This is a genomic window from Microbacterium californiense (assembly GCF_047246625.1).
Taxonomy (GTDB): Bacteria; Actinomycetota; Actinomycetes; order Actinomycetales; family Microbacteriaceae; genus Microbacterium.
Genome location: NZ_JBFOKQ010000001.1, coordinates 1,342,867 through 1,363,536 on the forward strand (window position 1 = coordinate 1,342,867; position 20,670 = coordinate 1,363,536).

The 20,670-nt window shown below is 70.9% G+C and carries 19 protein-coding genes; 6 read left to right on the plus strand and 13 right to left on the minus strand.

The features are described from left to right. Positions 1-20 precede the first annotated feature (20 nt). From AB3M82_RS06385 to AB3M82_RS06430, 10 genes are all read right to left on the minus strand, one after another. Positions 21-974 carry a siderophore-interacting protein gene (locus tag AB3M82_RS06385; RefSeq protein WP_412956390.1) on the minus strand — a complete coding sequence of 318 codons (954 nt, stop codon included), beginning with the start codon at positions 972-974 and terminating at the stop codon, positions 21-23. Beyond that, positions 964-1,764 (minus strand): ABC transporter ATP-binding protein, encoded by an 801-nt coding sequence (locus AB3M82_RS06390; protein WP_412956393.1) that lies wholly within the window; start codon positions 1,762-1,764, stop codon positions 964-966. The genes AB3M82_RS06385 and AB3M82_RS06390 overlap by 11 nt, the downstream gene beginning before the upstream one ends. After that, entirely contained in the window at positions 1,761-2,843 is a 1,083-nt protein-coding gene (locus AB3M82_RS06395; protein ID WP_412956395.1) for a FecCD family ABC transporter permease, read from the minus strand. Before AB3M82_RS06395 ends, AB3M82_RS06390 begins: the two co-directional genes overlap by 4 nt. Beyond that, positions 2,840-3,883 carry a FecCD family ABC transporter permease gene (locus tag AB3M82_RS06400; RefSeq protein ID WP_412956397.1) on the minus strand — a complete coding sequence of 348 codons (1,044 nt, stop codon included), beginning with the start codon at positions 3,881-3,883 and terminating at the stop codon, positions 2,840-2,842. Before AB3M82_RS06400 ends, AB3M82_RS06395 begins: the two co-directional genes overlap by 4 nt. A 25-nt stretch (positions 3,884-3,908) precedes the next feature. Further along, a complete protein-coding gene (locus AB3M82_RS06405; RefSeq protein WP_412956399.1) occupies positions 3,909-4,934 on the minus strand; it encodes an iron-siderophore ABC transporter substrate-binding protein in 1,026 nt (341 codons plus the stop codon). Between the two features lie 187 nt (positions 4,935-5,121). Beyond that, positions 5,122-5,325 carry a cold-shock protein gene (locus AB3M82_RS06410; protein ID WP_412956401.1) on the minus strand — a complete coding sequence of 68 codons (204 nt, stop codon included), beginning with the start codon at positions 5,323-5,325 and terminating at the stop codon, positions 5,122-5,124. A gap of 386 nt (positions 5,326-5,711) precedes the next feature. Beyond that, positions 5,712-8,579 carry a helix-turn-helix transcriptional regulator gene (locus AB3M82_RS06415; RefSeq protein ID WP_412956403.1) on the minus strand — a complete coding sequence of 956 codons (2,868 nt, stop codon included), beginning with the start codon at positions 8,577-8,579 and terminating at the stop codon, positions 5,712-5,714. Between the two features lie 80 nt (positions 8,580-8,659). Next, complete coding sequence (locus AB3M82_RS06420; protein WP_412956406.1) at positions 8,660-8,908, minus strand: hypothetical protein; 249 nt, start codon at positions 8,906-8,908, stop codon at positions 8,660-8,662. Positions 8,909-9,068: 160 nt separating this feature from the next. Beyond that, positions 9,069-9,524 (minus strand): SRPBCC family protein, encoded by a 456-nt coding sequence (locus AB3M82_RS06425; protein WP_412956407.1) that lies wholly within the window; start codon positions 9,522-9,524, stop codon positions 9,069-9,071. Between the two features lie 107 nt (positions 9,525-9,631). Beyond that, entirely contained in the window at positions 9,632-10,684 is a 1,053-nt protein-coding gene (locus tag AB3M82_RS06430; RefSeq protein WP_412956409.1) for a DUF998 domain-containing protein, read from the minus strand. Positions 10,685-10,747: 63 nt separating this feature from the next. Between AB3M82_RS06430 and AB3M82_RS06435 the strand changes: the two genes are divergently transcribed. Then, positions 10,748-11,785: an FUSC family protein gene (locus AB3M82_RS06435; protein WP_412956410.1), complete on the plus strand. Its 1,038-nt coding sequence runs from the start codon at positions 10,748-10,750 to the stop codon at positions 11,783-11,785. 55 nt (positions 11,786-11,840) lie between these two features. Next, a complete protein-coding gene (locus tag AB3M82_RS06440) occupies positions 11,841-12,515 on the plus strand; it encodes a DNA alkylation repair protein (protein ID WP_412956412.1) in 675 nt (224 codons plus the stop codon). A gap of 102 nt (positions 12,516-12,617) precedes the next feature. Here AB3M82_RS06440 and putP read toward each other — a convergent pair whose 3' ends face one another. Further along, positions 12,618-14,129, minus strand: a complete 1,512-nt coding sequence (gene putP, locus AB3M82_RS06445) for a sodium/proline symporter PutP (RefSeq protein WP_412956414.1) — start codon at positions 14,127-14,129, stop codon at positions 12,618-12,620. Between the two features lie 106 nt (positions 14,130-14,235). Here putP and deoD point away from each other — a divergent pair, with 106 nt between their 5' ends. Together deoD and AB3M82_RS06455 are read left to right on the plus strand one after the other, a co-directional pair. After that, entirely contained in the window at positions 14,236-14,949 is a 714-nt protein-coding gene (gene deoD, locus AB3M82_RS06450) for a purine-nucleoside phosphorylase (protein WP_412956416.1), read from the plus strand. Positions 14,950-14,992: 43 nt separating this feature from the next. Beyond that, positions 14,993-17,566, plus strand: a complete 2,574-nt coding sequence (locus AB3M82_RS06455; RefSeq protein WP_412956417.1) for a DEAD/DEAH box helicase — start codon at positions 14,993-14,995, stop codon at positions 17,564-17,566. 4 nt (positions 17,567-17,570) lie between these two features. Here the strand turns inward: AB3M82_RS06455 and AB3M82_RS06460 are convergent, their stop codons facing one another. Both AB3M82_RS06460 and AB3M82_RS06465 read right to left on the minus strand, forming a co-directional pair. Further along, positions 17,571-17,960 (minus strand): VOC family protein, encoded by a 390-nt coding sequence (locus AB3M82_RS06460; protein ID WP_412958019.1) that lies wholly within the window; start codon positions 17,958-17,960, stop codon positions 17,571-17,573. Between the two features lie 38 nt (positions 17,961-17,998). Next, positions 17,999-18,682, minus strand: coding sequence for a M15 family metallopeptidase (locus tag AB3M82_RS06465; protein WP_412956419.1), 684 nt, complete (start codon positions 18,680-18,682; stop codon positions 17,999-18,001). Positions 18,683-18,769: 87 nt separating this feature from the next. Here AB3M82_RS06465 and AB3M82_RS06470 point away from each other — a divergent pair, with 87 nt between their 5' ends. Together AB3M82_RS06470 and AB3M82_RS06475 are read left to right on the plus strand one after the other, a co-directional pair. Continuing rightward, complete coding sequence (locus AB3M82_RS06470) at positions 18,770-19,441, plus strand: response regulator transcription factor (protein ID WP_412956420.1); 672 nt, start codon at positions 18,770-18,772, stop codon at positions 19,439-19,441. Positions 19,442-19,451: 10 nt separating this feature from the next. After that, positions 19,452-20,522, plus strand: a complete 1,071-nt coding sequence (locus tag AB3M82_RS06475) for a sensor histidine kinase (protein ID WP_412956422.1) — start codon at positions 19,452-19,454, stop codon at positions 20,520-20,522. Positions 20,523-20,670 lie beyond the last annotated feature (148 nt).

Genomic DNA, 20,670 nt, shown 5'->3' on the forward strand with positions numbered 1-20,670 from the left:
CGCGCGGGGACGAGACCGGCTCAGCCGCGCATTGCGACGCCGCGGCGCCAGTAGCCCATGAAGGCGACCTGCGAGCGGTCGACGCCGAGGTCCTTCACCAGGTGGCGGCGGAGGGTCGTGACCACACCGCTCTCCCCGGCGATCCAGTAGTAGCAGTCGGTCGGCGCGTCCTTGTCGGCGAGATCCTCGCCCAGCCCCGAGTACGCCGGGGTCTCCCAGAGCAGGTTCTCCGACTCGATGTCGGTGACGGTGATCGCATCCGTGGCATCGGCATCGCCGAGGTGCGCGAGCACCGCCGGGATCAGCTCGTAGCCGTGCAGCTCGTCCGCCGCGCGCGGCAGCCACCGCACCTCGACGCCGGCCGGAGCGTCGATCGGCAGCACGTCGGCCGGTTCCGGCACCTCGATGAAGGCGATGCCGCGGAGGTCGCGCGGCGCATCCTCGAGGATGCGGGCGATCGCGGGCGCGGCGGTCTCGTCGCCCGCCAGCACGACCGACGGGGCATCGCCGGGCCGGTACTCCGCGCCGCCGTGTCCCATGACCCCGCGCCGCGGTCCGATGACGAAGAGCTCCTGGCCGACCGAGGCCGCGCTCGCCCAGCGGGACGCCGGACCGGTGAGTCCGGGCGCGAGGTGCAGCACGAAGTCGACGTCGACCTCCGTGCCCTCCGGGGTCACGCGCAGGTCGCGCACCGAGTAGGTGCGCATCGACCCTCGCTCCTCCTCGGGAACGGCGAGGTACGACCCCCACCAGTCGGTCGTGTCGCGATCGAGCGGCGGGAGGATGCCGGATGCCGGGGGGAAGATGAGCTTGATCCGCGCATCGAACACGTTGCCGGGCGTCGCGAACTCGGCGAGCTCGGGTCCGCCGAAGGTCACGCGCACGAAGTTCGGCGAGACCCGGGAGACGGCGCGCACCTCCGCGCGCGCGAGGACGTACGTCGGGCGCTCGGTGGTGGCGCTCTCAGCGGACATGATGCCTTCCGATCGGGGTGACCATCGGCTTGCCGGAGACCGGGTCGACGGTGATCTGGTTCGCGAGGCCGAAGACCTCTTCGACGAGCTGTGCCGTGACGACCTCGTCGGGGGTGCCGACGGCGTGCACGCGGCCGTCCTTCATCGCCACGAGCTCGTCGGCGTAGCGGGCGGCGAGATTCAGGTCGTGCAGCACCATGACGATCGTCGTGCCGCGCGAGACGCTGAGGTCGGTGAGCAGATCGAGCACCTCGACCTGGTGCGCGACGTCGAGGAACGTGGTCGGCTCGTCGAGCAGCAGGATGTCGGTCTCCTGGGCGAGCGCCATCGCGATCCACACCCGCTGGCGCTGGCCGCCCGAGAGCTCGTCGACGCTGCGGTCGGCGAGGTCGGTGATGCCCGTGGCGTCGAGGGCGTCGGCCACGACCTCGTAGTCGTGCGTGCTCCAGCGGGCGAGCGCCTTCTGGTGCGGATGCCGTCCGCGGCCGACGAGGTCGGCCACGGCGATGCCCTCGGGAGCGACCGGTGACTGCGGCAGGAGCCCGAGGGTGCGCGCGACCTCCTTGGTCGGCCGCGAGTGGATGGAGGCGCCGTCGAGCACGATCCGCCCCTCGCTCGGCGACAGCAGGCGCGCCAGCGCGCGGAGCAGCGTCGACTTGCCGCATCCGTTCGCGCCGACGATGGTCGTGATCCGCCCGGGCGCGATCGTCAGGTCGAGCCCCTCGATGATGGTGCGGTCGCCGTAGGAGAGGGTGACTCCTTCGGCCGACAGGCTGTGCGAGACGGTCACAGCGATCCTCCCGAGCGGTTGGTGCGGATGAGCAGGTAGATCAGGTACGGCGCCCCGAGCACGCCGGTCACGACGCCGACGGGGTAGCGCGCGCCCAGCGCGAACTGCGCGATCAGGTCGCCGCCGAGCACCAGCACCGCCCCGACGAAGGCGCTGGGCAGGAGCAGGTTCGCGCCCGGCCCCGTGATGCGGGCGGCGATCGGACCGGCCATGAACGACACGAAGGCGATCGGTCCGGCGGCGGCCGTGGCGAAGGCCAGCAGCGTCACGGCGCCGAGGATGAACAGCAGCCGGGTCGGACCGACCTTGACGCCGAGTCCCGAGGCGGAGTCGTCGCCGAGCTGCAGCGCCCCCAGAGCGCGCCCCTGCGACAGCATGAGCGGGACGACCACCGCCGCGGCGATCGCCATCGGCAGCACCCGCTCCCACGAGGCGTTGTTGAGGCTGCCGGTGAGCCACTGCATCGCCGCCTGGATGTCCCAGTTCGGCGCGCGCGACAGCATGTACGAGATGAGGCTCTGCAGCATCGCCGCGACCCCGATGCCGATCAGGATCAGGCGCGTGCCGGCGAACCCGCCCTTGATCGACAGTAGGTAGATCACGAGGGCGGTGGCCACAGCGCCGCCGAGGGCGAGGGCCGACACCAGCGGACCGTTCAGAGACAGCACGATGATGCCGAACACCGCGGCCGCGCCCGCACCGCTCGAGATGCCGATGATGTCGGGCGAGGCGAGGGGATTGCGCAGCAGCGTCTGGAACGAGACGCCCGCCATGCCGAATGCGAGTCCGGTGAGGACGGCGAGCACGGCGCGCGGCAGACGCAGGTCGCCGACCGTGAAGGAGGCGCCGGGCACGGTCTCGCCGAGGATGACGCGGATCACCTCGTCGGGCGTGTAGAACGTGTTGCCGACCATGAGGGCGACCGCGAAGAGCACGAGCAGGAGCACCCCGAGGACGACGGTGGCCAGCGCATGGCGGCGATGCCGCGACCGGCGTCCGGAGACGATGCGCGCGACGCGGTGTGCGGCCGACTCGTCGGCGCGCGGCAGCGTGTGCTCGGTGTGCTCGGTCGTGCTCACAGCTCACGCACCTTCTGACGTCGAACGATCCAGATGAAGAACGGGGCCCCGACGATCGCCGTGATGATGCCGACCTGGATCTCCGCGGACGACGGGGCGATCACGCGGCCGATGACGTCGCTCGCAACGAGCAGCGCGGCGCCGGTCATCGCCGAGAACGGCAGCAGCCAGCGGTGGTCGGTGCCGATGAGCATGCGGCAGACGTGCGGGACGATCAGGCCGACGAAGCCGATCGGACCGGCGATCGCAGTGGCGGCCCCGGCGAGGATCACGGCGCCGAGCGCCGACAGCATCCGAGTGCGGAATACGTGCTCTCCGAGCCCCTTCGCCATGTCGTCGCCGAGGGCGAGCGAGTTCATCCCGCGCGAGCACAGGAAGCAGATGAGCGCGCCGACGGCGAGCACGGGCGCGGTGATCGCGATGCGCGACCATTCCGCGCCCCCGACCCCGCCGATCTGCCACGACTGGAACACCTGGAGCAGGTCGACGCGGGGCAGCATGATGGCGCTGATCAGGGAGGCGAAGGCGGCCGAGGTGGCGGCCCCCGCGAGTGCGAGCTTGAGCGGCGTCGCCCCGCCGCGCCCCAGCGAGCCGACCGTGTAGACGAAGGTCGCGGCGACCGCGGCCCCGGTGATCGCGAAGGCCATCTGTCCGAGCGGGTTGGTCAGGCCCAGGAAGGCCAGGCCGAGGACGACGGCGAGCGAGGCCCCGTTCGAGACGCCGAGGATGCCGGGGTCGGCGACCGGGTTGCGCGTGACGGCCTGCATGGTCGCCCCCGAGAGGGCGAGAGCCGCGCCGACGAGGAGGGCGAGCACCGTGCGCGGGATGCGCTTGACGATGGCCGCCTGCTCGATCGTGTCGCTGTGCCCGGAGAACGCGGCCACGATGTCGTCGAAGCCGACCGCCTTCACACCGAACGACACCGAGAGGAAGCAGAGCACCAGCAGCACGCCGACCCCGATGAGCAGCCAGGAGGTGCGCACCAGCGCCGGCCGTCGCAGATCTGCGGCGGCCGGCGCGAGGGGAGGTGCTGAGGTCACAGGGTGTCGCTCCGGAGAGACGGGCTTACTTGCTCAGCGGTTCCGCCAGCATGGAGAGGTACTCGTCGAGACCCCACGGGATGGACAGGGGCGACGGGTTCGCGGATGCCGCGATCGGCGTCGCGTTCGGGAGGATCACGATGCGGCCCTCGGCGATCGCGGGGATCTTCGACAGCAGCGGGTCGGCCTGCAGCGTCGCGACCGTGGAGTCGTCGCCGTAGGTGACGAACACGTCGACGTCCTCGAACTTCGCGGCCTCCTCGGCGCTGACCTCGAGGAAGAACTGCTCGCTGTCGGCGTTCTCCTCGACGATCGAGGGCAGCGGGAGGCCGATGTCGTGCAGGTATCCCGGACGGGTGTCACCGGCGGTGTAGTAACCGATCTTGCTGAGGTCGCCCTCCTCGAAGAACGCGAAGAGCACCTTCTTGTCGTTCAGGGCGGGGTTCGCCTCGAGGGCGGACTCGGCGTCGGCGTGAAGGTCGTCGATGAGGGCCTGGCCCTCCTCTTCGAGGCCGAGTGCCTTCGAGTTCATCTCGATCATCTGGTCGACCGGGGTGCTCCAGGCCACATCCGGGAACGCGACGACCGGAGCGATCTTGGAGAGCGTGTCGTACTCCTCCTGCGAGAGACCGGAGTAGGCGGCCAGGATGACGTCGGGGTTCGTGTCGGCGACGGCCTCGTAGTCGATGCCGTCGGTCTCGTCGAAGAGCACGGGCTCTTCGCCGCCGAGCTCCTCGAGCTTGTCCTCGACCCAGGGGAGGATGCCGTTGTCGTCGTCGTCGCCCCAGGTGACCTTGGCCATGCCGACCGGGACGATGCCGAACGCGAGGGGCACCTCGTGGTTGGCCCAGGCGACCGTCGCCACGCGCTCGGGCTTCTCGGTGATGGTGGTCTCGCCGTAGACGTGCTCGATGGTGACGGGGAACGCGTCGTCGGAGGCGGGATTGCCGCCCGTTTCGGACTCGCTCTCGGGGGCGGAGGTCGCGCAGGCCGTGAGGCTCAGGGCGAGCGCCGCAGCGGCGCCGAGGGCGAGGAGACGAGAAGTGCGCACAGCAGATCCCTTCGGTCGTGGGAGGGGCGTGGCGCAGAGTCGCGCCGGTTTGGTAAGGCTGACCTAATGTAACTCGAAGTAAGGCGAACCTCAATTCCGGCCCCTGATCCGCTCGGCCTGCAGCCCTCGCCGGGGCAACGAAAAACCGGCCGACCCCGAAGGGCCGACCGGTTCAGCGATCCGAGGATCAGAGGGCGCGGATGTTCGCGGCCTGCATGCCCTTCGGGCCGCGCTCGGCGTCGAACTCGACCTTCTGGTTCTCGCGGAGCTCCTTGAAGCCCGAGCCGGTGATCGCGGAGTAGTGGGCGAAAAGGTCGTCCGAGCCGTCATCGGGAGCGATGAAGCCGAAGCCCTTTTCGGAGTTGAACCATTTCACAGTGCCAGTGGCCATGTGCTTCTTCTTTCTGTTGATCTGGCCGCTGTTTTACACGGCCGGTGCACCGCGCCGGATGGTCCGGCGGGTACGAGGAGACGCACTCCGGATGGAGGCGACGGCGGGGTTCCTGCGCTCGACGGGATCGGCGTCGCGGAGGGCGACGTCGGGACCGGACGCCGATGCGCCGCAGCCGAGTGCGTAGGACAAGAGGAGGTTTTTCTTTTCGAAGGGATCCGTGCCGAACCGATCGGTGCACAGAGGGGGATCCGTATAGAGGGCCGCACACGTCGCAGACAGCGTTCGCGGGCCGGAGATGAGATGCGCCTCCGGAGAGAGGCGTATCGCCACCGTACCACGGGCGCCTGACCGAGCGACGGCCGATGTCGCGCCGTCGCTGCGGATCATCCCGCGACGGGCACGAGCCCCCGACGTCGCGCGGCCGCGGCGGCCTCGGTGCGGGTGCTCACCCCGAGCTTGCGGAGAACCGCCGAGACGTGCACGCTCACGGTCTTCACGCTGATGAACAGCCGCTCGCCGATCTGACGGTTGCTGAGCCCGTCGGCGAGCAGGTCGAGCACTTGACGTTCGCGCGCGGTCAGCGCCTCGGGATCGGGTGCCGGGGCCGGCGTCGATCGCACCCCGGCCGCCGCCGCGAAACCGTCGACCGAGGCCTCGAGCTGGGCATGGCCCAGAGCGCGGGCCGTGGCGGCCGCCTCGGCGAGCACGGGGCCGGCGGCCGCACGGTAGCCTTCGCGGACGAGCAGCCGCGCGTACTCGAGCCGCGTGACGATGCGGAACGTGACCGGCACGTTCCCGCCATCGGACAGCTCGACGGCGCGCTGCAGCGTCGCGGCGGCGGGATCGAGCACGGCCTCGAGGATCGGCGTCCAGGCGTCGCCCCGGAGCTGCGGCGGTTGACCGGCCCAGGCCTCCGTCACCCGGCGCGCTGCGCTGCCGGTCTCGTCGCCGCGCGCTCGCAGCTCGGCGATGATCGCGGCGGCCTGCAGCAGCAGTCGCCGCTGGTGCAGCAGCACGGGCCCCTCGTCGTCGAGCATGCCGAGGATCTCATCGAGAGCGCCGCGCAGATCGCCTGCACTCTCGGCGATCGCCACCGACATGGTGATGCGGTCGTACCAGATCTGCCGCTCGGTCTCACCGGTCTCGAGGAAGGCGGGCAGCCACTCCCGCAGCATCTCGGCCGCCTCGGCGGGGTGACCGCGCCAGGCCAGCGCACGCACCCGGGTCATGCTCGAGTACATGCGGAAGACGCGCAGGGTCCCTTGGCGGTAGTCGCGCGACATCATCTCGTCGACGCGCTCGATCTCGCCCCGTTCGAACAGCGCGACCGACATGTTCTGGACCATGATCGAGCCCGAGCTGCGGGCCACCCCGAGAGACCGGGCGCGGGCCAGACCCTCTTCGGCGACCAGGAGCGCCTCGTCGTAGCGCCCGAGCAGCGTCAGCGCATCGGAGTAGTTCACGCGGTACCGCAGCTCGGCGTTGGAGCTGCGGGCCAGGTCGCGCGCGCGGTCGAACTCGACGACGCTGCGCCGGATGTCGCCCAGGTGGGCGAACGAGACGCCCTGCACGTTGGCCGCGATCGAGAGCTGGTCGAGGTCGCCGGCGCGCTCCGCGATCCGCTCCGCCTCGCCCGCGACGCGCAGCGCGTCGTGCAGTCGCCCGGCGACCATGTACCGGCTCGCGAGCTGGTTGAGCACCGCGGCGTGCAGCACGTCGTCGTCGACCCGGGTCGCGACGAGCTCGAGCGCCTGCTCGGTCAGGGGGATCGCGCCGGGGCGCCCCAGATTGGCGAGGTACTGCGCTTTGTCGCGCAGCAGCCGTGCGTGCAGACGCGGCGCGACCGTCGCCGGGTCGATCTCGTCGAGCGCGGCGCCCACCACCGAGAGCGCGCGCTCCCCGTCTCCGGCGTTGCGCAGCACCGAGCCGAGGGTCTGCAGCAGATCGACGTGGGCGACGCCCGCCGCCTCGGACGCGTCGGCCACGCGCGGCCACAGCTCGAGGGCCAGCTCGCCGAACCGCGCGGCGGTCGCGAAGGCGAAGCGGGCCTTGGCATCGCGCATCGCGTCGACCGCTGCGATGAGGGCCCGTCGCTCGTCCTGCGCGAGCTGCCAGTGGTGGGCCAGCGCAGCCGTGTCGACCACCTCGGCCCCGTCGCGGCGAGCATCGAGCGCCTCGGCGTACGCCCGGTGCAGCCGCGAGCGCTCCCCGGGGAGCAGGTCGTCGTGCACGGCCTCGCGGAGCAGCGCGTGGCGGAACCGGTACAGGTCGCCCTCGACGACCAGGATGCCGCTGCGGGCGGCCTCGCGGATCGCCTCGTCGAGACGCTGCTGCGGAAGGTCGGCGAGATCTGCGAGGAGGGGATGCGGCAGCGGGCGCTCCGACCCGGAGGCGACCTGCACGACGTGACGCGCATCGTCGCCGAGCCGGTCGAAGCGGGTGAGGAGCACATCGCGGAGGCCGTCGGGCAGCGGACCGGTCGAGCAGTCGGCCAGCTCCTCCACGAAGAACGGCACGCCCTCTGCGCGGGACTGCATGCGGGCGAGCGCGCTCTCGGAGATCGGGCGCCCGGTGAGCCGCTCGGCGAGCTCCCGCACGGCGTCGGCGTCGAGGCGCGCGAGGGTGACGCGCTCGAGCACGCGCGATCGCGTCGACTCGACGATGAACCTGCTCACCGCGTCTCCACGACGCACATCGTCGCTGCGGCAGCTCAGGAGCAGGAGGATGCGCCCGCGCGCGAGGGTGCGCAGCAGGAACGAGAGCAGGGAGAGGGTCGACTCGTCGGCCCAGTGCAGGTCTTCGATCACGAGCACCTGCGGCCCGGCATCCGCCGCCGTCTCGATGAGCGTCGCGATCGCGTCGCGCAGGCGGTCGGGGCTCGTGCGGGTGCGGTCGGCCGGCTCGTCGGCGAGCTCGGGCAGCAGCATCGCGAGCGCCTCGACCCCGATGCCCACCGTCTCGCGCACCCGATCGGCGCCCAGATGACCGACGATCGACCGGAGGATGGCGGTCAGCGGACCATACGCCGTGCGCGCGGGGCCCAGGTCGAGGCACCAGCCGACGTGCACGTCGGCGCGCGGAGCCACCTCGGCGGCGAACTCGCGCAGCAGCCGGGACTTGCCGATCCCGGCCTCGCCGTCGAGGAGCACGCCCACCGGCGCGCCCTCGACCGCGCTGTCGAACAGGCGGGGCACGACACCGAGCTCGGCGTCGCGACCGACCATGGCGGTGCTCGGCGCGAACGAGGACATGCTCTCATCGTGCCACTGACCACCGACACGCTCGACGGGGGTCGCTGACCCGTCCGACGGGTGCAGGTCCACGACGGGGTTCACCGGGCGGACGCGGGCCCGGTCGCGGTCGCGATGCCTCCACGGACCGCCCGGCCGCTGCGGACCTCGGCCGTCGCACCTCGTCCCAGCAGGTGCGCGCGGCGCAGCATCCGCCGCCACCCGGCCTCGGGCCGGGGGACGATCTGATCGGCGTGGTCGCGCAGGAAGCGTCGGCGCTCGACCTCCCGGTCGAGCTGCTGGCGCTCGTAGTCGGTGACGACCTGGCTGGCGTGAAGGTTCTCGTACATGGCCTCTCCTCGTTGTCGTGATCCCTAGACAACGCTCTGAGGCCCCGGACGGACATCCGGAGGATTCCCTATCTTCCGGTCGAGCCCGCCTCAGACGCGAGCCACCCCCCTGCGTCACACAGGGGGGTGGCTCGAGAGGACGGCCCATCGGCCGCGCAGGTCAGGCCTCGACGTCTCCGCGCCAGGCGCCGGTCTCGGCGCCACGGCCCTCGATGAACTCCTTGAAGTTCTCGAGGTCCTTCTTCACGGCGTGCTTGCCGGCGCCGAGGAAGGCGCCGACCTTCTCGACCATGCCCTCCGGCTCCCAGTCGATCTGCACGCTCACGCGCGTGGTCGTGTCGGTGAGCTTGTGGAAGGTGACGACGCCCGCGTGCTCGGTGTCGCCGCCGATGCTGTTCCACGCCACGCGCTCGTCGGGGTGCTGCTCGGTGATCTCGGCGTTGAACTCGCGCTCGACACCGCCGACCTTCACCTTCCAGCGCGTGTGCGTGTCGTCGATCTGGGTGATGGACTCGACCTCGTCGAGGAACTTCGGGAAGCTCTCGAACTGCGTCCACTGGTTGTAGGCGGTGGTGACGGGGACGTCGACGTCGATGGTCTCGATGATCTGCACCATGGGATGCTCCTCACTTTCGGTCGGTCCCTCCATTCAGCCTCATGATCGCGATCATCATGAAGGGGTTGACAGCATCCGCATTGCGACGGATCCTCCGGTCGGAACGATCAGGCGCGCCGCAGCGTGACCCGGGCCGAGGGCCGCGACTCGTCCGGCGCGAGCACCGCCAGCACACGCACGAGCGTCGTCATCCAGAGCAGCCCCAACCCGACGACGACGGCTTCGAGGGCGGTGATCGTCAGCACCCCGAAGAGCGTCACGAGCACCGCCGCCACGATCAGCGCGCCGACACCCACGGTGGTGATCAGCAGCGCCCGCGGACGACCGGGCACCAGGGCGGTCGTGACCGTCGCCGCGGCGACCAGCAGCAGCAGGGTGGCCCCCGCCGCGATGTTGTGCCCGAGGAACGCCCGGTGCAGCGGCAGCAGCCCGACCGCGGCGAGCGCCAGCCCCGTGAGCGCCCACAGCAGCACCACGACGGCGATGCGCCCGAGCGCCGGATCGCCGAGCAGCCGGTGGAGGTCGCGGCCGATGTACGAGCCGACCGTGGCGATCAGCAGACCGGCGACCACGAGCGTGCCGTTGAACGCCCAGGCGCCGTCGCCGACGCCGAGCTGCGAGAAGTTGCGCTCCCACCACCGCGGGTCGGCGGCCGTCACCATCGCGAAGAGCGTGCCGATCACGAGGTAGCCGAAGAGGATGCCGGAGAGATCCGCCGTGCGCAGGCCCACGCCCGCGCCGAACGCGAACCGTCCGCCGAGCGCCGCGGCGACGCCGGTGAGAATGCCCCCGCCGAGCGGACCGAGCGCGATGCCCTGGAGCCCGACCGCGAGCACCTCGGTGGTGAGCAGCACGCCCATGGCCGTGACGCACGCGAACGCGACGGTCAGCGCCCCGGTCGAGACGAGCGACACCGCCGTCTGCCACGGCGGCATGGGCGCCGTCTCGCCCCGGCGGAAGCGGAGGGAGCTCGTGACGAACGCCGCGGCGGCGACGACCCCCGCGACGGCGGCCGCAGGGAGCGCGACGGAGCCGGGCCCGGTGAGGGGTCGCGGGGCACCCAGGAAGAGGAGGATGCCGACGCCCGCGCCGACCGCGAAGCAGATCGCCGTCGCCCAGACCGCCGCCGTCTCGGCGCGCAGCCGCTGCTCCCTCTCCATGCCCCCATCGAAGCACGGGGATCGGACGCTCGGGGATCGGACGCGGAGGACTACCGTGGACCCATGCGCATTCCTGCAGCGATCCGCGTCGCCACGCGCTCGCCGCTGCTGCAGGTCGTGAAGTCCGCGGCGGCCACGATCGCCGCCTGGCTGGTCGCGGGATGGGCGTTCCCCTCGCAGCTGCCGGTGTTCGCGGCGATCGCGGCGCTCCTCGTGGTGCAGCCGAGCATCAACCAGTCCCTGTCGAAGGCGCTGGAACGCAGCATCGGCGTGATCGCGGGCGTCGTGATCGCCGTCGGGCTGGGGCTGCTGCTCGGATCGCCCCGGTGGATCGTGCTGCTCGCGATCGTCGTGGCGATGCTGGTGGCCTGGGTGTTCCGGGCGTCTCCCGGCACCGGCAACCAGGTCGCGATCTCGGCCATGCTCGTGCTCGCCCTCGGGTCGTCGAGCCCGGAGTACGCGTTCGCCCGCATCGTCGAGACGCTGATCGGCGTCGCCATCGGCATCGTCGTGAACGCGCTCATCGTGCCGCCCGTGCTCGTCGAGCCCGCCCGCCGCCAGCTCGGCCTGCTCGGATCCGAGCTCGCCGCGAGCCTCGACCGTCTCGCCGACGCTCTGCCTCACCCGCAGACGCCCGAGCGCATGCAGGAGCTCATGCTCGAGGCGCGCCTGCTGCGTCCGATGAAGGATGCCGCGGACGCGGCGATCGCCGCCGGCGAGGAGTCGCTCACGCTGAACCCCCGCCGGTCGACCCACCGCGACGAGCTGCGGGAGATGCGGGCGCTCGGCGAACGGCTCTCGCCGATCGTGACCCAGGTGATCGGCATGACCCGCGCCTACGCCGACCACTACGACGACTCGATCGGCGAGGAGCCGGCCGTCATCGCGATCGCCGAGCAGCTGCGGCGCGCCGGTCACGACGTGCGCCTGGCGGTGCAGAGCGCCGAGCTGTCGAGCGAGCCCGAAGCCCTCACCTCGGCGATCCCCGCGCTGACTGCTCCGCTGGTCGTCCGCCCGCCGTCCTCTCAGCACTGGATCCTCATCGGATCGCTGATGGAAGACCTCCGGCGCATCCGCGGCGGGCTGCTCGACGAGGACTGATTGCGGCGCGTCGGCCATCCGTGCACGACGCCATCGCCGGGGCTACCCTGGGCGCATGAGCGACATGACCCTGGCCGCTGCGGTCGCCGAGCTCGACGCCCTGGAAGACCCGAAGATGCGGGCCGCCAACGAGAAGCGCGGCGACGATCACGGCATGAACCTCAGCCGCCTCCGCGCGGTCGCGAAGAAGATCAAGACCGACCAACCGCTCGCGCGGGAGCTGTGGGCGACGGGCGACACCGCGCCGAGGCTCCTCGCCCTGCTGATCTGCCGTCCGCGCGACTTCTCGGCCGACGAGCTCGACGCCATGCTGCGCGACACGCGCCCGCCCAAGGTCAACGACTGGTTCGTGAACTACGTCGCCAAGAAGTCGCCGCTGGCCGAGGAGATGCGCGTGCGCTGGTTCGGCGACCCCGACCCCACGGTCGACGCCGCGGCGTGGGCGCTCACCTCCGTCCGCGTGGTGAAGGACCCCGAGGGGCTCGACCTCGACCACCTGCTCGACCTCATCGAGGCGAGGATGAAGGACGCGGCGCCCCGCCCGCAGTGGGCGATGAACGAGACGCTCGCGCAGATCGGCATCCACCACCCCCGCCTGCGTCCCCGGGCGCTGGCCATCGGCGAGCGGCTGCAGGTGCTCGCCGACTACCCCACCGCGCCGGGCTGCACCTCCCCTTTTGCCCCGACCTGGATCACCGAGATGGTGCGCCGGGCCGAGGCCGTCGCCTGACGTCGCTCGGTGACGGCGCACTACTCGCGCGGATGCCGTTCCGGTCGCACGAACGGCTGCTCTGCGCGCTGAGAAGCGCCGTTCGCGCGACCGGAGCCGACGTCACGGGGTCTCGGGGACCGTGCGCGGTCGCGGCACGGCGATCATCGCACCGGTGTCGGTGAACTCCTTCTGGATCTCGTCGTTGTGGCGGTAGGTGAACAGGCTGACCACCACCGCGGCGACCAGCGCGAACACGAACGCCGGCAGCAGCTCGTAGATCCCGGTGTTCAGCGGCTTCCAGAGGAAGACGGTCGCCGCGCCGACGAACATCCCGGCGAGGGCGCCCCAGTTGGTGAGTCGCCGCCAGAACAGGCTGAGCAGGATGATCGGGCCGAAGGCGGCGCCGAACCCCGCCCAGGCGAACGACACGAGTTCGAGGATGGTGTCGTTCGGTGCGATGGCGAGGACGGCGGCGACGACCGCCACGATCAGCACCGCCCCGCGACCCATCATCACGAGTCGCCGCGACGACGGCGGCGTGCGGCGGAACACCTTGTAGAGGTCTTCGACGAGCGCCGACGAGCAGACGATCAGCTGACTGGAGATCGTGCTCATGATCGCGGCGAGCACGGCGGCCAGCACCAGTCCGGCGACGAAGGGATGCAGCAGCGTCTGCGACATCAGCAGGACGACCGTCTCGGGGTTGGCGAGATCGATGCCGTTCTTCGCGACGAAGGCCAGCCCCACGAGCCCCGAGAAGACGGCGCCGGCGAGCGACACGACCATCCAGGAGATGCCGATGCGGCGAGCGCTCTTCGCCTCCTGCGGCGAACGCAGCGCCATGAACCGGACGATGATGTGCGGCTGGCCGAAATAGCCGAGGCCCCACGCCATCGCCGAGACGATGGCCAGCACTGTGCCGCCGGTCAACGCGGTTCCCCCCAGGAGGGACAGGTGGTCGGGAGCCACCTCGGTGATGAGCTCGCCGGTCTCTCCGAAGCCTCCGATCGCGACGACCGCGGCGACCGGGATCACGACCAGGGCGATCACCATCATCAGCCCCTGCACGACGTCTGTGAGCGAGGCTCCCAGGAATCCGCCGAAGAGGGTGTAGGCCAGGGTCACGCCGGTGACCAACAGCATCCCGGTGAGGTAGTCGCCGTCGAAGGAGCTCTCGAAGAACACACCGCCGGCGACCATGCCCGAGGAGATGTACAGCGTGAAGAAGACGAGGATCACGATGCCGGACAGGATGCGCAGCAGTCGCGTCGAGTCGCGCAGCCGGTTCTCGAAGAAGCTCGGCACCGTGATCGAGTTCCGGGAGACCTCGGTATACGCGCGCAGACGCGGAGCGACGAGGAGCCAGTTGAGGTAGGCGCCGATCGTGAGTCCGATCGCAATCCAGGCTTCGATCAGACCGGACACGTAGATCGCTCCCGGCAGGCCCATCACGAGCCAGCCCGACATGTCGGATGCTCCGGCGCTGAGCGCGGCGACCCACGGCGGAAGGTTGCGTCCGCCGAGCATGTAGTCCTCGTGGTCGGACGTGCGGCGGAAGGCGAGCCAGCCGATGAGGAGCATCGCGGCGAAGTAGAGCGCGAGGGCGGCGAACGTGAAGATCTGATCGGACATGGTGTTCCTTTCGTGCGGCGTCGTTGCCGCAGTCGCGCTCCGATGATGCCAAACGGCGGGGCCGATCGCCACTTCTCGCGCGCGAGAGCCTCGGTACATTGGCATGATGAGCACCCACATCGCCGCGGAGCCCGGCCAGATCGCCCCCGTCGTCCTGTTCCCCGGCGACCCGCTGCGGGCGAAGTGGATCGCCGAGACGTTCCTCGACGACGCCGAGCTCTACAGCCAGACCCGCGGGATGCTGGGGTTCACGGGCACCTGGCAGGGCCACCGGATCTCGGTGCAGGGGTCGGGCATGGGCCAGCCGTCGATGGCGATCTACGCCAACGAGCTGTTCGAGTCGTACGCCGTGCAGACCATCGTGCGCGTGGGGTCCTGCGGCGCGCTCACCGAGCAGGTGAAGGTGCGCGACATCATCATCGCGAACGGGGCGAGCACCGACTCGGGCATCAACCGGGTCCGCTTCCACGGCCTCGACTACGCCCCCGTCGCCGACTTCGCGCTGCTCCGGGCGGCGGTCGAGGCGAGCGAGAGCGAGGAGCTGGACGCGACGGTGCACGTCGGCCAGCTCTTCTCGAGCGACCAGTTCTACAGCACGCGGCCGGAGCTGACCGAGCCCTTCGTGGCGCACGGCATTCTGGGCGTCGAGATGGAGGCCGCGGGCCTGTACACGCTGGCCGCGTACCACCGGCGCCGGGCGCTCGCGATCTGCACCGTCAGCGACCACATCGTCACGGGCGAGGAGACGACGGCGCAGGAGCGCGAGCAGACCTTCGGCCACATGGTGCGCATCGCCCTGCGCGCCGCGACCTCGGTCTGAGCCGCAGGTCGCGGCCGCGCGAGGGTGGGATGATCGAACCACCATGCCTTCGCTCCTCGACGCCGCTCCCCCCGACGGATCCGATGCGGATGCCGTCTACACGGCGTTCGTGGAGTGGGTCGAGTCGACCGGGCTGACCCTGTACCCGGCGCAGGACGAGGCGGTCATCGAGATCGTCTCGGGCAACAACCTGATCCTGTCGACCCCGACCGGCACCGGGAAATCGCTCGTCGCGATCGGCGCGCACTTCGCCGCGGTCCTCGACGGCCGCCGCAGCTACTACACCGCCCCCATCAAGGCCCTGGTGAGCGAGAAGTTCTTCGCCCTGGTCGAGATCTTCGGGCCCGAGAACGTCGGCATGGTCACGGGCGACTCCTCGGTGAACGCGGACGCCCCCATCATCTGCTGCACGGCCGAGATCCTCGCGAACCTCTCGCTGCGCCAGGGGCCGGATGCCGAGGTCGGCCAGGTCGTGATGGACGAGTTCCACTTCTACGCCGATCCCGACCGCGGATGGGCGTGGCAGGTGCCGCTGCTGGAGCTTCCGCAGGCGCAGTTCATCCTGATGTCGGCGACGCTGGGCGACGTGACCGACCTCGCCGCCGACCTCACTCGCCGCACCGGCCGGGAGACCGCGACGGTCACGGGCGTCGAGCGCCCGGTCCCGCTGCACTTCTTCTACGAGCAGACCCCGATCCACGAGACGATCGAGGACCTGCTGAACACCGGTCAGGCGCCGATCTACGTCGTGCACTTCTCGCAGGCGGCGGCGATGGAGCGCGCGCAGGCACTCTCGAGCACGAAGGTCGCCACCCGGGAGCAGCGCGACGCCATCGCCGAGCTCATCGGCGGGTTCCGGTTCACGACCGCGTTCGGCAAGACGCTCTCGCGCTTCCTGCGCGCGGGCATCGGCGTGCACCACGCCGGCATGCTCCCGAAGTACCGGCGGCTCGTCGAGCAGCTGGCCCAGCGCGGACTGCTGCGCGTGATCTGCGGCACCGACACCCTGGGCGTCGGGATCAACGTGCCGATCCGCACCGTGCTGCTGACCGCTCTCACGAAGTTCGACGGCACGCGCATGCGGCAGCTCCACGCGCGGGAGTTCCACCAGATCGCCGGGCGTGCCGGCCGCGCGGGCTACGACACCGCCGGGACCGTGGTCGCGCAGGCGCCGGAGCACGAGACCGAGAACCTCGCGGCGATCCGCAAGGCGGGCGACGATCCGAAGAAGAAGCGCAAGATCATCCGCAAGAAGGCGCCGGACGGGTTCGTGTCGTGGGGCGAGCCGTCGTTCCGCAAGCTCATCGACGCGGTGCCCGAGACCCTGATCTCGCGCATGCAGATCACGAGCGCCATGATGCTCAACGTGATCGCCCGCGGCGGTGACGTCTTCGGCAATATGCGCTCTCTGGTATACGACAACCACGAGCCGCGTCAGAACCAGCGCCGGCTCGCGCTCCGCGCTCTCGGCATCTACCGGACGCTGCTCGAATCCGGGGTGGTGGAGCGGGTTCCACCAGACCCGGTTGCTGAGCGCCCTTCGTCTCGCTCCGCTCGCTCAGGAACCGGATCGGAGTACGACGTACGGCTCACGGTCGACCTGCAGCCCAACTTCGCGCTCAACCAGCCCCTGTCGCCGTTCGCCCTCGCGGCCTTCGACCTGCTCGACCCCGACGCCGCCGGGTTCGCGCTCGACATGGTGTCGATCATCGAGTCGACGCTCGACGACCCGCGTGCGGTGCTGAGCCAGCAGGAGTTCCTCGCGCGGGGCGAGGCAGTGGGCGCGATGAAGGCCGAGGGCATCGAGTACGACGAGCGCATGGAGCTGCTCGAGCAGGTCACCTACCCGAAGCCTCTGGATGAGCTCCTGACCGTGGCGTTCGAGACGTTCAGTGCGGCGCAGCCGTGGATCCGCGACTTCGAGCTGCACCCGAAGTCGGTGGTGCGCGACATGTACGAGCGCGCCATGTCGTTCGGGGAATACGTCGCCTACTACAAGATCGCCCGCTCCGAGGGCGTGGTGCTCCGCTACCTCTCCGACGCGTACCGCGCGGCCTCGCAGACCATTCCCGAGCACCTCAAGACCGAGGATCTGCGCGACCTCATCGAATGGCTCGGCGAGCTGGTGCGGCAGGTCGACTCCAGCCTCCTCGACGAGTGGGAGACCCTTCGTCTCGGTTCCCTCGCTCAGGGACCGGGTCACGCGGCTGACGCGGATGCACCCGACGAGATCGTGCCGCCGGCGCCGAAGCGTCTCACGAGCAACGTCCGCGCTTTCCGCATCCTGGTGAGGAACGAGATGTTCCGGCGGGTGCAGCTGGCCGCGCGGGAAGACGTGGATGCCCTCGCCGAGCTCGATCCGGCCTTCGGCGCCGACGCGTGGAACGACGCGCTCGACGCGTACTACGCCGAGCACGACGAGATCCTGACCGGGGCGGATGCGCGGAGCGCCGCGCTGCTCCTGCTCACCCCCGGCGACACCGTCTGGACGGTGCGGCAGATCCTCGACGATCCCGCCGGCGACCACGACTGGGGCATCTCGGCCGCCGTCGACCTCGAGGCATCCGACGAGGAGGGCGCCGCCGTCGTCACCGTGACGGGCGTCGACCGGCTCTAGGCGTTCAGGCCTGCAGCACCGCGAGCACGTTGCCCGCGGGGTCGCGGAACCACGCGATGTCCGGCCCCTGACCATCACCGCGGACGATGCCGCGGTCGTCGGAGGGGAACTCCGCGTCGCTGTAGATCTTCGTCTGCACGCCCCGCGCGATGAGCTCGTCGACCGCCGCGTCGATGTCGGCGACCGGAAAGTTCAGGATCGTGAAGCTCGCCGGCTCGTGGTTCGGTTTCGCGTACACGAGGATCGACCCGCCATGAGGCAGGCGGAGGTCGAGGAACCCCATCGCGTCGGTGCGCACGTCGAGCCCGAGCGTCTCGCCGTAGAACTGCTTCGCCGCGTCGATGTCATCGACACTGAAACCGCTGAATGCGTCTTCCGCTGTGAACGCCGCCATGCCACCAGCATCCGCCTGTCGACGGCGAATGTCGAGGGTCATCGCTGCATCCGCGGATCCGCCGTCGGGTCGGCGTACATCTCGGGGCAGCCCTCGGCGGCGGCGTCCGGGCGCAGCTCGTAGTGCCACGGCTCGTTCGCGTAGATCTGGCACAGCCCGTAGGCCGCACCGTGCTGGGCGAGCCAGTCGAGGCTCGGCAGGGGGCCGAGGTCGACCGCCTCGCCCGAGACGTGCAGCGAGGTCTCGGGCGTCGCGACCCAGCGCTCGGCCTCCTCCGCGGAGCCGTAGCCGACGACGGCCTCCTGCAGCAGATGCGTCTGCAGCGCGGCCGAGCGCCACCCGCTGTTCACGAGCAGGGTCACCCCGGCGTCGTCGGCATCCCGCGCCGCCCGCTGCAGGGCGTCGAGCAGCGCCGGCTCGAGGTTGCCGACCGCCACCCGGTCGGTGTCGAACACCGTCGGCTGATCGCCGTCGCGGATGACGCCGTCGGCCTCGCTCGGGGCGATCACGGATCCACCCGGCGGAATCGTCGCCGGGTGGTCGACCGTCGTGCCCACGGAGGTCTCGGACGGCGCGTCGACGGCGCCTCCGGCGGAGAGGACGGATGCCGCAGCCAGCGACTGCTGCACGGCGAAGGCGGCGATCACGGCAGCCGTGAGGCCGGCGAGCGTCCAGACCAGGCGTCGCGCGCGGCTCGGGAAGGGCGAGGTGGTGCGGTTCATGTCTCCAGTGCAGCGGTGGCGCGGTTGCCGGAGCGTATGGGGTTCTGCATACGCTCGCGATATGCCGCGATGCGTAGGATCGCAGCCATGCGTGTGCTGATCGTCGAGGACGAGCCCTACCTCGCCGAGGCCGTCCGCGACGGGCTCCGGCTCGAGGCCATCGCCGCCGACATCGCCGGTGACGGGCACACCGCCCTGGAACTCCTCGACGTCAACGCCTACGACATCGCGGTGCTGGACCGCGACATCCCCGGACCCTCCGGCGACGACATCGCCCGCGCCATCGTGGCCTCGGGCGCCGGCATCCCGATCATCATGCTGACGGCCGCGGATCGTCTCGACGACAAGGCGTCCGGCTTCGAGCTGGGCGCCGACGACTACCTCACGAAGCCGTTCGAGCTCCGCGAGCTCGTGCTGCGCCTGCGCGCGCTCGACCGGCGCAGGGAGCGGGCGCGGCCGCCCGTGCTCGAGCTCGCCGGACTCCGGCTCGATCCGTTCCGCCGCGAGGTCTTCCGCGACGACCGCTACGTCGCCCTCACCCGCAAGCAGTTCGCGGTGCTGGAGGTGCTCGTCGACGCCGCCGGGGGTGTGGTCAGCGCCGAGCAGCTGCTGGAGCGCGCCTGGGACGAGAACGCCGATCCGTTCACGAACGCGGTGCGCATCACGGTGTCGTCGCTGCGCAAGCGGCTCGGCGAGCCGTGGGTGATCCTCACGGTGCCTGGCGTCGGCTACCGGATCGGGACGGATGACGATGCCTAGGCGGCGCGGGATGAGCGCGCGCCTCACGCTGACGCTGAGCTACGCGGGGGTGGTGGCGCTGACCGGCGCCGTGATCCTCGCGGTGGTCGGGCTCTTCCTGCTGCGGTACGTGCCGGATCAGAACATCGACGCGAACGTGTTCGTGCCGAACCGCTCCGATCTGCTGCGGGCGTTCGCGCCGGTCGCGTCGCAGGTGTTGGTCGTGCTGCTGGTGCTCGGTCTCGTCGGCGGGTGGCTGCTCGCCGGACGGATGCTGTCGCCTCTCGCCCGCATCGGCGAGGCCGCGCGACTCGCCGCCCAGGGGTCGCTGTCGCATCGGGTGGCCTTGGAGGGGCCGGGGGACGAGTTCCGCGACCTCGCCGACGTGTTCGACGCCATGCTCGCGCAGCTGGAGGCGCATCTCGCCGAGCAGCAGCGGTTCGCCGCGAACGCCTCGCACGAGCTGCGCACACCCCTCGCGATCTCGCAGACGCTGCTGGAGGTGGCGCGCACCGACCCCGATGCCGACACGGGGGCCGTGATCGCACGGCTCTCGGAGGTGAACGCTCGGGCGATAGAGCTGACCGAGGCGCTCCTGCTGCTGAGCAGGGCCGATCGACGGACCTTCACGCGGCAGGACGTCGACCTCTCGCTCGTCGCGGAGGAGGCGGTCGAGACCCTCCTGCCGCTCGCCGACCGCCGCGGCGTGCGCATCGAGGTCGGCGGCTCACCGGCGATGACGCGCGGGTCCGCGGCTCTGCTGCAGCAGCTCGTCACCAACCTCGTGCACAACGCGATCGTGCACAACCTTCGGTCGGACGGCCGCGTCGCGGTGCGCACGCACGACCTCCCCGCGGGGCTCGCGGTCGTGGTCGAGAACACGGGCGAGCCGGTGCCGGCGAGCCGGATCCCGACCCTCGTGGAGCCGTTCCAGCGGGGCGCCGAGCGCACACGTGGCGACGATCACGTCGGCGCCGGGCTTGGGCTGGCGATCGCCGAGCGCATCACCCAGGCCCACGACGGCGCGCTCGTGCTCACACCCCGCGCGGACGGCGGCCTGATCGCGACGGTGTGGCTGCCGCATCCCTCCCCCACCCCCTGAGCCCCGGTCCCTGAGCGCCCTTCGTCTCGTCGCTGCGTGGTTCCTGAGCGAGCGCAGCGAGACGAAGGGCTCATCGCTCAGGAACCAGGGAGACACGACCATCCCACCCCGGTCCTGAGCGAGCGCAGCGAGACGAAGGGCGCCCGCC